Below are 16,269 nucleotides of genomic sequence, written 5' to 3' on the forward strand. Positions count from 1 at the left end.
AATTCACTCTTACACAGATGATACAATCTGAATAAGGATAGGGTGTAATACATGCCGATCTGCCATCGAGAGATTGTGCACATGCGTTGGAGACGCATATTGGAATGGCAACACCAAACAGGCAAATTTTAAATGGGCTGATGTTGAAAAAAGGGGGAGATAACTAATGAAACAAACAGGGAAAATGACAATATTATTTCTACTTATATTAATAACCGGATTGCTCTGCGGCGGTTGTGGTGCAGGGAGTTCGAATGAGGCAGATAAAACAGGATCAACTGCTACAGAGCTGACTTCCTACCAACAGGCACAGCTTACCCTGGGGCAGATCTGTGGCTTTGGCAAGGTCGGAGATCAGTATGTGATGGTGGGAGCCGATGAAAATGGTGAGTACATAAAGCTTACAGGAGAAGCACTTGATGGTGAGTTCACCCGGGAGAAGCTGGAGCTTACGGGACTGATATCCGGGACAGATATGCTTTCTGCGGCATATATCTGTCAGGATGGCAGCATTTACCTTGCAGCAAGTAGTGTGGGTACAGGAAACAGCATAATAAGCAGGATCGCAGTGATCACACCGGAGAATGAGCTTCGTATCCTGTCAGAGGAAATTGACGGAAATGTAGACAGTATAAGACTTCTTGACGACGGCTCAGGTTATGTAATTTCCTGTTCCGGAGACAATATATACTGTTTTGATATGAAGGGGCAGGAGAGATGGGATATAAGTGATGTGAGCTGTACAGATATGTGTGTTGCCGGGGACAGTCTTGTGGTCCTTACGGAACGCAACATTCTTGTCTATGATGTGAGCAATGGAAGCCTTGATACCACAATCTCATCCTTTGATGGTACTATGGCGGAGGGACTGTCAGAGACTGCGGCGGAGAAGGGAAAGGACTCCTTAAGCTGCAGCAATATCATGCAATATGATAAAGGTACGGATCAGCTATACATTGTGTTAAACACGGGGATATTTGCCTATAAGCTGTCAGACAGGCTGGGCATAAAGATCACAACCTTTAAGAATACCGGCAGGATATATGACTTTGTAATTGAAGCCGAAGATACATTTGCAGTGGTGGAAGCGGGCTTAAATAACAAGAAGAATATTGTTGTATACTCTTCCTCTGACACCTATGCTTCCGGGGATAAGGGGCAGCCACAGACGGAGAAGAAGCAGGTTACCCTGTATTCTCTGTATTATTCCGAAACCTATGAAACTCTTGTGTCCTGGTATATGGGAGACAATCCTGACATGGATATAGAGTACATCTGGGGTGTGGATGACCAAAACGGCATATCTGAAAGTGACGCCATAAATTCCCTGAATACACAGCTGTTGGCAGGGGAAGGGCCGGATGTGCTCATTATGGATGGTCTGAATGTTAAGAGCTATGAGGATACGGGAGTGCTTATGGAGCTGTCCCGGGTTCTTGAAGATATACAGCAGGAAAATCCTGACTGCCTTGAAAATGTCCTTAATACATACCGGAATCCTGACGGTTCAATATACGCCGTTCCTGCCTATGAGACATTTACAGCGGTGGTGGCACCGGGCAGTGAGATAGGAGATCTTACGGATGTGGAGTCGCTTGTTATATACATGAACAGTCTGGACAAGCCTGCAAATGAAAGTGATATGTCGTTTTATTATTGGGAGTGTTACTTTGACACATTGTATCCCCTTTATGCGTCAGACATTGTTGACATGCATGGGACTTACAACAGGGAAAGGCTTAAGGAATTTCTGACAGACCTTAAGTCCATGTATGATGCCGGAATGGCGAGGACCACTAAAGAGCAGATAGCTGACTGGACTGCAAAATACGGAACCTATGAGGAGCAGACGAAGAAGGCTGTAAATAGTGCCTATATGAGTTCCCTGTTCAACAGAGACTGGTCAGGCAGGAGATTTGCCCTGGTGGATATGAAGTCTGAGCTGGAAGTCCAGTATTTCTACAGCATAAAGGAGGATGCGATAGTGGGCATGGAAGAAAACACTGCAAATGCTGACTACGAATACATGCTGTGGGGAAATGACGAGGGTGCGGTGTATACGCCAAACACGATATTTGCCATAAATAATAAGGAAGACAATCGGGACAATGGAATCCGGTTTGTTAAAGACATGTTCGGAGTAGATGTGCAGAAAATGTATTATGGCATTGATGTTGCAAATCCTGTAAATATAGACGGCATCCGGGCAAGCAATGAGATGGCTCTGGAGATGGGGACTCCGGGAGGAGGTATCAAGGTTGGTGAAAATCAATATCTGGATTGGTCCTACTGGCGTACCGACGAGTACCTTGAGGATTATATAGACAAGCTCAGACAGCTTAAGGTGCCGTCAAATACTGATGCCAGGATCAGAAATATGATAAGGGACAACATGGCTGATTACCTTGAGGGAGGGGTGAGCCTTGATGATACAATGGATGCCGTTGACAGTGCACTTTCAGTTTATTTAAGCGAGTGATTTATATGAGAAAAAAAGACAAAATGTACCCGTTCATAGTTCCGGGATTTGCAGGTGTCATGATCTTTGTAGTGCTTCCTCTGGCAGATGTGTTCGTATCATCCTTCAGGAGAGGCGGTCAGGGAAGCTTTGTGGGTTTGACAAATTACAGTGTAGTTCTTGATAATCAGGCATTTAGGCTGGCAGCAGGAAATTCGTTGCTTTTTGAACTGGTGAGTGTTCCATTATTGATAGTTGTATCGTTGGTGGTGGCTATAGAGGTTTATGAAATGAAAGGCAATATAGTGAAGTTCGCTTTTCTCATTCCTCTTGCAATCCCATCTAATTCCCTGGCAGTGGTTTGGAAGATATTGTTTGCTGAAAATGGAATAGTAAATGGACTTATCACAAAGGCAGGGGGCACACCCATAAGCTTCTTCACAGGAAGGGCGGTGTTCCGGTTATTTGTGGGAACATTTGTATTTAAGAACATTGGCTACAATATGCTTATATGGCTTGCGGGATTATCTGCCATACCCACTGAGATATATGAGGCCGCCAGGGTTGACGGAGCAGGCAGGTTTACAAGGATTTTTAAGATCACACTTCCGAATATGAAGCGGTCGTTTTTCATAGTGGCTATGCTGTCGGTGGTGAATTCCCTTAAGATATTCAGGGAGCAATATCTCATGGCGGGAGGATATCCGGATACTACCATATATCAGCTCCAGCATATATTTAACAACTGGTTTGAGAAGCTGGAGCTTGGCAAATTAACTGCCGGAGCGGTTATGACGGCAGTGGTGTTCTTCGGACTCATACTTATCATAAGGGTGATCTGTCTCACGGACTGGCATACGATCTATACAAGGCTGCGGGGAGGCAATGGAAGCTATAGGTTGATAAAGGATATACCGGCAAGGCTGCTGCATATCCTGATACGGATATTTGTCATATCAGCCGCAGTGGCATCAGTCATGCCTCTTGTATTTCTTATATGTGGTACATTCACAAATGAAGTGGAGCTGGATCAGATACTGGCATCTGTTATAGGAGATGGCATGGGCTATGCTACATGGCATTTCATACCTCTTTATCCCACCGTTAAAAATGTGGTTGAACTGTTATTTGACACTCCTGAATACTATGTGCTTTTCTGGAATTCCGTGAAGATAGTAGGCGTTGTGATAGCGGGGCAGCTTTTATTTGCAGTGCCGGCAGCATGGGGACTTGCCAGGAGCCGCAGCAGATGGGCAAAGCTGATATTTGGACTTTATATGTTCTGTATGATACTGCCGTTTCAGGTTACCATGCTGTCCCAGTACATAGTGCTTAACGGCATGCATATGATAAATACCCATTGGGCGATCATATTACCGCTGGTGTTTTCTACATTTCCCATATTTATCATGTTCAGTGCCTTTGAACAGGTGCCGGCTTCAGTGGTGGAGGCTGCAAGGCTTGACGGAGCAGGGGGCTTCAGGATATTTGCCCACATGGCTGTGCCCATAGCAAGGAAGGGGATACTTTCAGCGGCTATATTGGGATTTCTTGAATACTGGAATATAGTTGAGCAGCCGGTGGTGTTCCTCAGGGACAAGTCACTGTGGCCTCTGTCGGTGTATCTGCCGGAGGTGTCGGCAGGAGGGGCCGGCAGAGCATTTGCATTTGCCCTGTTTAGCTGCATACCGTCTCTTATTGTATTTTATATAGGAAGAGACGTGTTGGCAGAGGGCATATCCATAGGCTCCTCTGACGACTGATATTCAACAGATTGTGCCCATGAAACCAGGGGGCAACACCAGACAGGCAAAGTTTAATGGGCTGATGTTTGACATAAGGAGATAAGGAGGTGGGGTTATGAGACATAGAAGGATAAGAGGCTCGAAGGGAAATGGAGGCTCCGGTAAGAAAAGAATTGTGAGGATAGTGGCGGTATTTTTGGCTGTGGTATTTGCCGGCACAGTTATGGCAAGATGGGCAGCCACTGCACTGACTCCCAGAGTGGAGGTCATGTATGGAGCGTCCGGAACCATATCAAGGGACGTACTCCGGGAAGTGGTGGTTGAAAGTGATAAGAAAACTCCCGTGTATGTGTACCCGGAGCTTATGGTCAGTGAGATATATGTATCTTCCGGAAAGCAGGTGAGCAAAGGTGACAGGCTCCTGAGGGTGGATCCCCATGAAGCCGGATCTCTGTATCTGGAGAAGAAGCTTGAGCGTAAGAACCTTATGGATGGCTATTGGTATACCTGGGGTGATGAGAGAAATGTAATGGATGATAAGTTGGCAGATATAGACGCTGATATTCTAAGGCTGGAGACACTTATGGAAAATGATGGGCTGATCTGCTCGGAGTTTGATGGAGTTATCTCAGAGCTTAGACTTGAGGTCGGGCGCAGGACTACAGATGAGGCGGCTATAGTGGTTATGGAGAAGGCAGATGAGTACACTCTCAGAATGTCTGTGACGGAGGGGGAAAAGCAGTACATAGAGACAGGTGACAGAGTGACGGTACAGATAGATGACAGAAAAGTTAACACTGAGGTTTCTGCCCTGTACAAGAATGGGGCAAATGATCAGTGCTATGTGGTCGAGGCGGTGATCTCCGGAGATGTGTTCAATGTGGGGGACAGCGTGCTTACAGATATATCCCATCAGTCTGACAAGTATGATTTCGTGGTGCCTGTGTCAGCCATACATGCGGACACCCTTGGTTCCTATGTGTTGGTGGAGCGGTCCAAGGAGACTATTCTCGGAACAGAGACTGTGGCAGCAAAGGTATATGTGAAGGTGGGAGATACAAATAATTACGAGGTAGGAATTTCAGGTGAAGCCCTGACATCAGATGACAGGATCATAGTAAGTGCTGATAAGAAGGTGGAGGCAGGGGATACAGTTCTTGAAAAGACTGTGTCAGGTGTTAAATGAAAACCTGACATGTAGCTTTAATGGGCTGATGTTCAAAAGACAGGTGGATAAATATGAAGAAAATTGTAACGTGGATTATTCTGAGCATGCTGGCAGCGGTCGTGGCGGTATGGAACATTGCCTGTGGTATATCTGAGAGCTACAGGTATCGCCGGGACAGGGATTGTGCCATCATGACCACAGGACAGGCGGAATATTCCAAAATGAAGAATGAAGACTACATAAAGGGCACCTATTATATAGAACCGAAGATTTCCGTTACCGGTGCAGGAGTACACCTGGAGGTAAGGGCGGATATAGTTACAGTGGATCTTACTGTTGAGGATATGTTTGATACAGGCGGCAGACTTTCGGTGGATGACAGCTATGGCTGTATAGTAAGCAGCGAGCTGGCATATGAGCTGTTTGGAAGCACACAAGTGACCGGATGCAGGATATCATTTGGAGAGCAGGAGTATGTGGTGAGAGCTGTGATTGACTCCGGGGATGTATTTGTCATAATACAGGGGAAAGCTGAAAATAGACATGATGAAGACATGAAGGCTGTTGATAACAAAATTATAGATGGCATAATAATTGATGTATCAGAAGAAAATTACAGGGGAGAATATGCCTTAGAGGTGGCAGGACACCATGGCTATGATGGGAGCGGATATTATTATGTGACGGATTATCTGGATATGTTTCCCCATATTATGCTTCCTGCCAGGTGGTCGGATTTTGATTTCTGGAAGGATGTATCGGATGAGCTTGGGGAGATATCCGAAAGACGTATATACGCTGATAAGGATGTAATAGAGAGATTTTACTACAGACAGAGGAGGAAAATAAACGCATATCGGGTGCGGAGCATGGTGTCGGTGGTCATTTTAGTACCTTGTTTTATAGCAGTAATAAAAAAGCTCAAAAAAATTTAAAAATTATTAGCACTCACTATTGACGAGTGCTAACAAAAGTGATATATTAATACTCGTAAAGAGAAAATGTGATGTTCAGAGTGGTGAATGTTACATGTTGAACAGCCCGTTTGTATCTTCAAATGGGCTGATTATATATAAGGAGGCGAGTGTTATGGATATGGATAGATATACAAGGAAGTCTTTGGAAGTAGTTGAAAAGGCTAAAGAGAAGGCATTGGAATTTGATAATCAGGAGCTGACACAGCTTCATTTGCTGGCAGGACTCCTTGAGACAGATGAAAGTCTTATTCCTAAGATTTTCGAGAAAATGGATGTGAATGTCAGCGCGGCAGTAGACCGGGTTGAGAATAAGCTTGCTTCGTTACCTAAAGTAAGCGGTGGCAATATGTATGCCGGAAATGAATTTTCAAAGGCTCTTATACAGGCAGAAAAAGAAGCAAAGCAGATGGGCGATGAGTATATATCTGTTGAGCATTTGTTCCTGGGAATCATCAGCAAGGCTGACAGGGATGTTAAGGAGCTTTTAAAGGTTTGGAATATAGACAGGAACAGTTTTCTTACGGCATTGGCGTCCATCAGAGGAAATAAAAAGGTGGACAGTGATACTCCGGAGAACGGCTATGAGGCAATGGAGAAGTTCGGCTACGATCTGGTGGCAAGGGCTAAGGAGCAGAAGCTTGATCCTGTTATCGGCAGGGACGGCGAGATAAGAAATGTCATAAGGATTCTTTCAAGGAAGACCAAGAACAATCCGGTACTTATTGGTGAGCCTGGTGTAGGTAAGACTGCAGTAGTTGAAGGCCTGGCACAGAGGATCGTGCGTGGCGATGTACCTGAGGGACTTAAGAATAAGAAGATATTTGCACTGGATATGGGTGCGTTGGTGGCTGGTGCCAAGTATAGAGGTGAATTCGAGGAGCGTCTTAAGACAGTCCTTGATGAGGTGAAGAAATCAGAGGGAGAGATAATCCTATTCATAGATGAGCTTCATACCATTGTAGGTGCCGGTAAGACTGACGGTGCCATGGACGCAGGCAATATGTTAAAGCCTATGCTTGCCAGAGGTGAGCTTCACTGTATAGGTGCCACAACTCTTGATGAGTACAGGAAATATATTGAGAAGGACGCGGCTCTTGAGAGACGTTTCCAGCCGGTTACAGTAGATGAACCTACAGTTGAGGATACTATTTCAATCCTTCGAGGAATAAAGGAAAGGTATGAGGTGTTCCATGGCGTTAAGATTTCTGACGGCGCCCTGGTAAATGCCGCTGTTCTTTCAAACAGATATATAACAGACAGATTCCTTCCTGATAAGGCAATAGACCTGGTGGATGAGGCATGTGCCATGATAAAGACAGAGCTTGATTCAATGCCTGTTGAGGTGGATGAGATCACAAGAAAGATAATGCAGCTTGAGATTGAGGAAGCTGCCCTTAAGAAGGAAGAGGATCACTTAAGCAAGCAGCGTCTGGCTGATATCCAGGCAGAACTTTCAGAGCTTAAGGACAAGGCCAATAATCTTAAGGCAAAATGGGAGAATGAAAAGGCGAGTGTAGAGAAGATCCGTAACCTCAAGGAGGAAATGGAGAAGGTTAAGGCTGATATCCAGATGGCTCAGAGAAATTACGATCTTAACAAGGCGGCAGAGTTACAATATGGTAAGCTTCCTGCCATCAAGAAGGAGCTGGAGACCCTTGAGGCGTCTGCTTCCGACAAGGAAAGGGAGCTGGTACATGAGGTTGTATCCGAGGAGGAGATCTCCAAGATAGTATCAAAGTGGACCGGTATACCTGTATCGAAGCTTACCGAAAGCGAGAAGAGCAAGACCCTTAACCTGGCAAATGAGCTTAAGAAGAGAGTCGTTGGACAGGACAATGCCGTAGAACTTGTAAGTGACGCCATAATCAGATCAAAGGCAGGTATCAAGGATCCTACAAAGCCTATCGGTTCCTTCCTGTTCCTTGGTCCTACAGGTGTAGGTAAGACAGAGCTTGCCAAGTCACTGGCAGCAGCCTTATTTGACAATGAGGCTAATATGGTCCGTATCGATATGAGTGAATACATGGAGAAGCATTCAGTGGCAAGGCTTATAGGAGCGCCTCCGGGATATGTAGGATATGAAGAGGGTGGTCAGCTTACTGAGGCTGTAAGGAGAAAGCCATACTCAGTTATCCTTTTTGATGAGGTTGAGAAGGCTCACCCGGATGTATTCAATGTATTGCTTCAGGTGCTTGATGATGGACGTATAACAGACTCCCAGGGCAGAACTGTGGACTTTAAGAATACCATAATCATCATGACCTCTAATATAGGTGGTGCTGATATAGCTGCCGAGGGTGGCAACATAAGTGATAAGGTAAGAGAAGAGGTTATGAGTGAGCTTAAAGCTCATTTCAGACCAGAGTTCCTTAACCGTATAGATGAGACGATCCTGTTCAATGCTCTTTCAAGAGAGAATATCAAGGGTATTGTGGATCTTATGCTGGCTGATCTTAACAAGAGACTGGCAGACCGTGAGATAAGGATCGAGCTTACAGACGCAGCCAAGGAGGCAGTGGTAGAACAGGGCTATGATCAGGTATACGGTGCAAGACCTCTTAAGAGATATCTCCAGAAGAATGTGGAGACTCTGGTTGCCAGGATGATCCTTTCAGGACAGGTAAGCACAGATAAGCCGGTAGTCCTTGATTACGACGGAAAGGGGCTTGTGGCAAGAAATTAATAAAATAAGAAAATGATTTCCCTTCCTTGCAAATGTGTGTGCAGTTTGATACTATATATACATTAAGTTTAGGAGGAATCATTAATATGTTTGGATTTGAGGAAATTACGAAGGTAGATCCTGAAGTTGCGGCAGCAATGACAGATGAGTTAAACAGACAGAACAATAATCTTGAGCTTATTGCCTCAGAGAATATTGTTTCAAAGGCAGTTATGGCAGCTATGGGAAGCCATCTTACAAACAAGTATGCTGAGGGATATCCGGGCAAGAGATATTACGGTGGATGTCAGTATGTTGATGTGGTTGAAGATCTTGCCAGAGAGAGAGCCAAGGAATTATTCGGATGTGAGTATGTAAATGTTCAGCCTCATTCAGGTGCACAGGCCAATATGGCAGTGTTCTTCGCTATCATGCAGCCTGGTGACACATTCATGGGTATGAACCTTGACCACGGCGGACATCTTACCCACGGTTCACCTGTCAACATGTCAGGAAAGTACTTCCATTGTGTTCCTTATGGTGTTAATGATGATGGATTTATAGATTATGACAATGTTCTTGCCATTGCGAAGGAATGTAAGCCAAAGCTCATAGTAGCAGGTGCTTCAGCATATGCAAGAGCCATTGACTTCAAGAAGTTCAGAGAGATAGCTGACGAAGTAGGTGCATACCTTATGGTAGACATGGCACATATTGCGGGTCTTGTGGCAGCAGGACTTCACATGAGCCCTATCCCATATGCACATGTTACAACAACCACTACTCACAAGACCCTTCGCGGACCTCGTGGTGGTATGATCATGAGCAGCAATGAAGTAAATGAGAAGTTTAACTTCAATAAGGCAGTATTCCCTGGTATCCAGGGTGGACCTCTTATGCATGTTATCGCAGGTAAGGCAGTATGCTTCAAGGAAGCTCTTACACCTGAGTTCAAGGCATATCAGCAGCAGGTTGTCAAGAATGCGGCAGCTCTTGCTTCTGCACTTATGGCAAGAGGCTTTGATATTGTATCAGGCGGTACAGATAACCACCTTATGCTCCTTGATCTCAAGAGACTTGGACGTACAGGTAAGGAGGTTGAGAAGCTCCTTGATGAGGTTCATATTACAGCCAATAAGAACACAGTTCCAAATGATCCAAAGTCACCATTTGTAACAAGTGGTGTAAGACTTGGAACACCTGCTGTAACCTCAAGAGGTGCAGATGAAGCTGATATGGAGATTATCGCAGAAGCAATCAAGGCAGCAGTCCTTGACGGCGATAAGGCAAAGGCAGAAGAGCTGGTTAAGAGCATTGTAACAAAGTACCCACTCTACGCATAAAAACTTTTTGAAAAAGTGTAATATAAAGAAGACCATCTATCCAATACAGGAAAGGTGGTCTTTTTTTATAAATTTTTTCAAAAAAAACAATAACCATTCCCTTATATTTTCCCCTATAGTATTGCCTGAAAAAGGAAATACTAATATAATGTTACAGGTAAAATCAGTTTTTAAGACTGAAATATCTTATACAGAAAGGATAAGCTATTGGACGATAAGCAGAATAATAACGACATAAATGGAAATGACAATAACAATAAAAATAAGAAAAATCCGAAATCTATGATAGTTCTTATTGTTATTTCCGTTGTCCTTACACTTTTGTTCTGGAAGGTGTATAACCGTATATCCGACGGACGTACAGATGAAGCCCCATACAGCCAGTTTGTACAGGCACTTGACGCCGGAGAGATAAGTGAGGTTGAAGTATACAGCTCACAGATCAAATGGGTGCCTAAGCAGGGAACAGGAATACTGTCAAAGACAACCTATGTGACAGTTCCTATCGCTGATGACAGTCTGGCGCTGAGACTTAAGACAGCAGCGGACAAATACGGAACAGAATATAAGGGCGTTGACGAAAGCGGTGGAGCCATATTCTACAGTATTATTTCAAATGTGGCTATATTTGCCCTGTTCTTCCTCTTCTTAAATCTCATGATGAAGAAGGGCGGAGGAATAATGAACGTAGGCAAGTCCAACGCCAAGGTATATATGGAGAAGAAGACCGGAGTTACATTTGCAGATGTGGCAGGGGAGGAGGAGGCTAAGGAGTCCCTCACAGAGATGGTTGACTTCCTTCATAATCCGAAGAGGTATCTTGACATAGGTGCGAAGCTGCCAAAGGGAGCACTTCTTGTGGGACCTCCGGGAACAGGTAAGACCCTTCTTGCAAAGGCGGTTGCAGGTGAGGCTAATGTTCCTTTCTTCTCAATGTCAGGCTCAAGCTTTGTTGAGATGTATGTAGGCGTAGGCGCCTCAAGAGTAAGAGATCTGTTCAAACAGGCTGCTCAGATGGCACCATGTATTATATTTATTGATGAGATCGACGCCATCGGTAAGAGCAGGGACAGCCGTCATGGCGGTGACTCCGAGCGTGAACAGACTTTAAACCAGCTTCTTGCGGAGATGGATGGTTTTGATACATCTAAGGGTATAGTTATACTTGCGGCAACCAACAGACCGGAGACTCTTGACAAGGCGCTTCTCCGTCCGGGACGATTTGACAGAAGAGTTATTGTGGAGAAGCCTGATCTTAAGGGACGTGAGGATACCCTTAAGGTTCATTCAAAGAATGTTAAGATGGATGAGACTGTGGATCTTCATGAGCTGGCACTGGCAACCTCGGGAGCAGTTGGTGCCGACCTTGCGAATATCATAAATGAGGCAGCTCTTGCTGCTGTAAGGAACAACAGAGACTTAGTTTCGCAGCAGGATCTTATAGGTGCCGTGGAGGTGGTATTTGCAGGTAAGGAAAAGAAGGACAGACTGTTAAGCAGAGAAGAGAAGCGTATAGTTGCGTACCATGAGGTGGGACATGCGCTGCTTGTGGCACTGCAGAAGCATACAGAACCTATCCAGCGTATAACCATAGTTCCGAGAACCATGGGTTCCCTCGGCTATGTATGGCAGGTGCCGGAGGAAGAGAAATATCTGGTGTCAAAGGCTGAGATGGAGGCTGATATTGTTACACTCCTCGGTGGACGTGCTGCAGAGGAGCTGAAATTCGCCTCTGTGACCACAGGAGCTTCAAACGATATTGAGCAGGCAACCAGAAAGGCAAGAGCCATGGTTACAGTCTACGGTATGTCTGATAAGTTCGGAATGGTACAGCTTGAGGCTGTAGAGGGTCAGTATCTTGATAGAAGCATGGCACTCCAGTGCTCCGATGAAACAGCTACCAAGATAGATAAAGAAGTAAGAGACATGATAAAGGCGTCATATGTTAAGGCGAAGGGCATATTATCAAAGCATCTTGATACTCTTGACTCCATTGCGGCTTTCCTTATTGAACATGAAACAATTACAGGAAAGGAATTTATGGAGATATTTGAGAGGATAGAAGGGGCAAAAGAAACAAAGGAAGCCCAGCCTGTACAGGCGTAGATAGAGAAAAAAAGAGCACCCATTCTGGGTGCTCTTTGATTTTGTAATGATTGTTGCTCTATTTTTATATGGATAAATGATCAATACTTTGTTATACTTTGAATATATTACATTATGCTAATTGAAATTTACAAAGGAGGCAGTGATATTGGTAGAAAAAATTTCATTTAATGATAAAAATATCAATGTGGTTTCTTTTGATAGTCGTGATCAGATGATTTCTTCTCAGGAGTCTGAAATGGACAGAAGAGCAATCTGTGCCGTGAAAGCAGCCGTTGAAAAGGCGGTTGTGTGTAAGAAGCCTGTTGCAAAGTATGACGTGAAAGCAAAGAAAGCATATATTCAGTATGCAGATGGGAAGATTAAATATGTTGACTAAGAAGCCCATGGTCTTATTTTTTGCGGGACCTAATGGATCAGGGAAAAGTACTATAACACAATATTTTGATATTGTGGGAGAATATACAAATGCAGACGATATGGTAAAAACTGTTGGCATGAGTAATGCAGTTGCGGCTGTTCTGGCAGATGAAAAAAGGTATCAAACCATTGACGAGAAAAGAGATTTTACATTTGAAACAGTTTTATCATCTGGATATAAATTGAAGATATTAAATAAAGCAAAAGAGGAAGGATATTTTATAAAGGGAGTATTCGTATTAACCGTTGATCCTAATATAAATATTGCCAGAGTTGAAGCAAGGGTGGCGTCAGGCGGACATGATGTTGAAAGAGAGAAAATAGTTAGCCGATACACAAAATCGTTAAAGAATATCCCTGCCCTTATGGAACTGTGTGATATATTGCATGTGTACGATAATTCGGTAGAGCCTGTTCGTATAATCAGAAAGCATAAGGACGATATAACAATTTTCCCTAACGATATATGGAGCGAAGAACAAATACTTGGCTTGTTGGGATTTTAGTAAAAAGAGAGTATCCACTTTGAGGAGGTTTAATAATATGCCACTCAAAACAGATACTCTCTTTTTTATTTCTTCAACAGTTCATCAAGGGTCTTGCCGTAGGCAGGAAGAAATTCTTCAACGAAATCCTTTACCTCCGGGAAATTCCCGGTCAGTTCATTTATCCTGGTAGTTGTAGACTCCAGTGCACTCTTAAATTCTGTGTTGCCGGAGCCTGTCTCTTCCATACATTTAATAAGGGCTGACAGCTTGTCGGCACATTTTACGAGCTTCCACAGGTCGGCGTCCTCATTGCTTTTGATGAGCACGTTCTCGTAAGCACCGCGGAGATCCTCGGGAAGCTTGTACAGAAGCTTTCTTAAGGCAATATTCTCAACGGATTTAAAGGCGTCGGTAAGCTCATCATTATAGTATTTCACAGGGGTTGGCATGTCTCCGGTAATTATCTCCGATGCGTCATGGTACATGCCGATCAGGGCGGCCTTCTCCGCGTCATAGTCCTTGCCGTAGCGGACATTTGCAATGGTTGCAAGGGCATGGGAGATGAAAGCAACCTCAAGGCTGTGCTCGCAGAGACTTTCCTCCCGGGAATTTCTCATGAGAGCCCATCTGTCTATATATTTCATTCTTGATATAAGTGCAAAAAAATTGTATTCCATAAAGTATCCTTTCTCTGTAATTAGTCGTGAAAGATCAGGCTCATAAAAAGATCATGGCTTATTTTTACTCTTCACGTTTATTATCTGTTTGTTTATTTATTATCTGTCTGTTTATTATCTGCCTGTTTATTATTTCTCTGTTTTGTATTCCCTGACGTTGGACTTTCCTTATGAAAGAAGTCATATACATTCTTCGCTGCGTCCTTTGTCATGCCGGGAGCCATGGACAGGGTGGTGGCATCGGCGTTTTTTATGGCAGCTATGTCCTTGAAGTAGGCAAGCAGTGCCTTTCTGCGCTTGTCACCTATTCCCGGTATGTCATCAAGTATGGAGTGAACCTGGGATCTGCTTCTGAGACTTCTGTGGTACTCAATGGCAAATCTGTGGGCTTCGTCCTGCAGTCTTGTGATCATGTTAAATGCCTGCGTATTCGCAGGGAATTCTATTTCCTCGTTGTTGTAGTAAAGACCTCTGGTCCTGTGGTGGTCATCCTTTACCATGCCACATACAGGGATATCTATGTGAAGATCATTGAGTACCTCAAGGGCGATGTTCACCTGACCTTTACCACCATCCATCATAAGGATATCCGGGTAGATGTTAAAACGCTCGTCAGAAAATCTTCTGTATAAAACCTCCCTCATACTGGCGTAATCATCGGGACCGTCAATGGTCTTAAGCTTGAACTTCCTGTAGTCGTTCCGCTTCGCCTTGCCATCCTCGAACACCACCATTGAGGCAACGGAATGATATCCGCTTATGTGGGATATATCAAATGCCTCAAGCCTTCTGGCAGATGGCACTCCGATCAGGTTTGCAAGCTCCTTTGCAGCTCCTACGGTACGTTCTTGCTCACGCTTTAGTTTTTCCGTATCCTGGGAAAGTACAAGGTGGGCGTTGTCCCTTGCCAGCTTAAGCAGCTGCATTTTCTCGCCCTTGGCAGGAATGGTTATCTTGACCTGGTTGCCACGACGCTTGCTTAAGTATTCCTCCACCAGCCCGCAGTCCGTTATTTCATGCTCAACGATTATTTCCTTAGGCAGATACGGAGTGGCGGCGTAGTACTGCTTGATAAATGCGTTCAGGATATCTCCGTAGGTCTCGGACATTACACCCTTCATGTGAAAATGTTCCCTGCCAAGCATTTTGCCTCCGCGGATGAAGAAGATGGATATAACGCCCTCGTTCATGTTGTTTGAGGCGACGGCGATAACGTCTCTGTCCTCAGTGCTGTTGTTATCCACGCGCTGCTTCTCGGAAATATGCTTCACGCTTTCTATAAGATCCCGCATTTCCGCAGCCCGCTCAAATTCCATCTCGCCGGCATATTCCATCATTTTATCGTTCAGATCCTTCAGGACAGGCTTGTAGTGTCCGTTCAGAAATGCTATGGCTTTCTCGATGTTTTCTGCGTATGCCTCCTTGGAGATATATCCCTGGCAAGGGGCTTTGCACTGGTTTATCTGATAGTAAAGGCATGGACGCTCCAGACCTATATCTCTTGGAAGCTTCCTGTTGCAGGTCCTTATATTATATATTTTCCTCAGTAATTCGATAGTATCCTTAACAGCCCGGCTGTTGGTGTAGGGACCGAAATACTTGGAGTGGTCACGCTTCATCTGATGGGCATAAAGAATCCTTGGGAAATCCTCATTTACAGTTATCTGGATGTAAGGATAGCCCTTGTCATCTGTAAGCATAGTGTTGTAGTGGGGGTGGTGCTCCTTTATGAGATTACACTCAAGCACCAGCGCCTCGATCTCGGAGCCACAGATTATATACTCGAACCAGGCAATATGACTGACCATCTTCTCGATCTTAGGTGAACGCTTGTAACCCACCTGAAAGTACTGGTGCACCCGGTTATACAGGTCTATGGCCTTGCCCACATAGATGATCTGGTCGTTTTTGTCGTGCATAAGATAAACTCCCGGCGTATGGGGGAGTTTCTTTAATTCTTCTTCTATACTAAACATGTATCTGATCTCGTTTCATAAAAATTGGTCTTAATAGATTATACACACAACCGGGAAAAAACAAAATAGCGAATTCCGGAAAAAGGTACTTAAAACAAAATACAAAAACCGGCAGAAAACAATGCTTAAAACAAAACACAAAAAACAATGCCTAAAACAAAATGCCAAATTGAAGAAACAACCTGTAAAAACAGTGGCAGTACAACCGAAAATATGATATCATGTCCCTATAGTGCGTGTATGTGGCAC

Annotated in this window: 11 protein-coding genes; 9 read left to right on the plus strand and 2 right to left on the minus strand. The window is 44.3% G+C overall.

The features are described from left to right. The first annotated feature begins 166 nt into the window (after positions 1-166). The 9 genes from DXB54_RS08605 to DXB54_RS08645 all read left to right on the plus strand — a co-directional run bounded on the left by DXB54_RS08605 (position 167) and on the right by DXB54_RS08645 (position 13,385). Positions 167-2,479, plus strand: a complete 2,313-nt coding sequence (locus DXB54_RS08605) for an extracellular solute-binding protein (RefSeq protein ID WP_147361025.1) — start codon at positions 167-169, stop codon at positions 2,477-2,479. 5 nt (positions 2,480-2,484) lie between these two features. Further along, on the plus strand, positions 2,485-4,221 hold the full coding sequence (locus DXB54_RS12090; RefSeq protein ID WP_243104787.1) for an ABC transporter permease: 1,737 nt from the start codon (positions 2,485-2,487) through the stop codon (positions 4,219-4,221). Positions 4,222-4,318: 97 nt separating this feature from the next. Then, entirely contained in the window at positions 4,319-5,389 is a 1,071-nt protein-coding gene (locus tag DXB54_RS08615; protein WP_021938029.1) for an HlyD family efflux transporter periplasmic adaptor subunit, read from the plus strand. A gap of 53 nt (positions 5,390-5,442) precedes the next feature. Continuing rightward, a complete protein-coding gene (locus DXB54_RS08620) occupies positions 5,443-6,306 on the plus strand; it encodes an ABC transporter permease (protein WP_021938028.1) in 864 nt (287 codons plus the stop codon). A 154-nt stretch (positions 6,307-6,460) separates the two neighbouring features. Then, the gene (gene clpB / locus DXB54_RS08625; RefSeq protein WP_021938027.1) at positions 6,461-9,031 is read left to right on the plus strand and encodes an ATP-dependent chaperone ClpB; all 2,571 of its coding nucleotides are present in this window, start codon (positions 6,461-6,463) and stop codon (positions 9,029-9,031) included. A gap of 86 nt (positions 9,032-9,117) precedes the next feature. Further along, a complete protein-coding gene (gene glyA / locus DXB54_RS08630) occupies positions 9,118-10,353 on the plus strand; it encodes a serine hydroxymethyltransferase (RefSeq protein ID WP_021938026.1) in 1,236 nt (411 codons plus the stop codon). A gap of 282 nt (positions 10,354-10,635) precedes the next feature. Further along, positions 10,636-12,459 carry an ATP-dependent zinc metalloprotease FtsH gene (gene ftsH, locus DXB54_RS08635; protein WP_118695018.1) on the plus strand — a complete coding sequence of 608 codons (1,824 nt, stop codon included), beginning with the start codon at positions 10,636-10,638 and terminating at the stop codon, positions 12,457-12,459. 148 nt (positions 12,460-12,607) lie between these two features. Next, complete coding sequence (locus DXB54_RS08640) at positions 12,608-12,838, plus strand: hypothetical protein (protein ID WP_021938024.1); 231 nt, start codon at positions 12,608-12,610, stop codon at positions 12,836-12,838. Beyond that, the gene (locus DXB54_RS08645) at positions 12,828-13,385 is read left to right on the plus strand and encodes a zeta toxin family protein (protein WP_021938023.1); all 558 of its coding nucleotides are present in this window, start codon (positions 12,828-12,830) and stop codon (positions 13,383-13,385) included. Before DXB54_RS08640 ends, DXB54_RS08645 begins: the two co-directional genes overlap by 11 nt. Positions 13,386-13,450: 65 nt before the next feature. On the opposite strand, the gene yfbR is transcribed toward DXB54_RS08645, so the two are convergent. Beyond that, on the minus strand, positions 13,451-14,044 hold the full coding sequence (yfbR, locus tag DXB54_RS08650) for a 5'-deoxynucleotidase (RefSeq protein WP_021938022.1): 594 nt from the start codon (positions 14,042-14,044) through the stop codon (positions 13,451-13,453). A 92-nt stretch (positions 14,045-14,136) separates the two neighbouring features. Beyond that, positions 14,137-16,020 carry an excinuclease ABC subunit UvrC gene (gene uvrC, locus DXB54_RS08655; RefSeq protein WP_118694928.1) on the minus strand — a complete coding sequence of 628 codons (1,884 nt, stop codon included), beginning with the start codon at positions 16,018-16,020 and terminating at the stop codon, positions 14,137-14,139. Between the last annotated feature and the right edge of the window lie 249 nt (positions 16,021-16,269).

Source organism: Coprococcus sp. OM04-5BH, assembly GCF_003482105.1.
Lineage (GTDB): Bacteria > Bacillota > Clostridia > Lachnospirales > Lachnospiraceae > Coprococcus.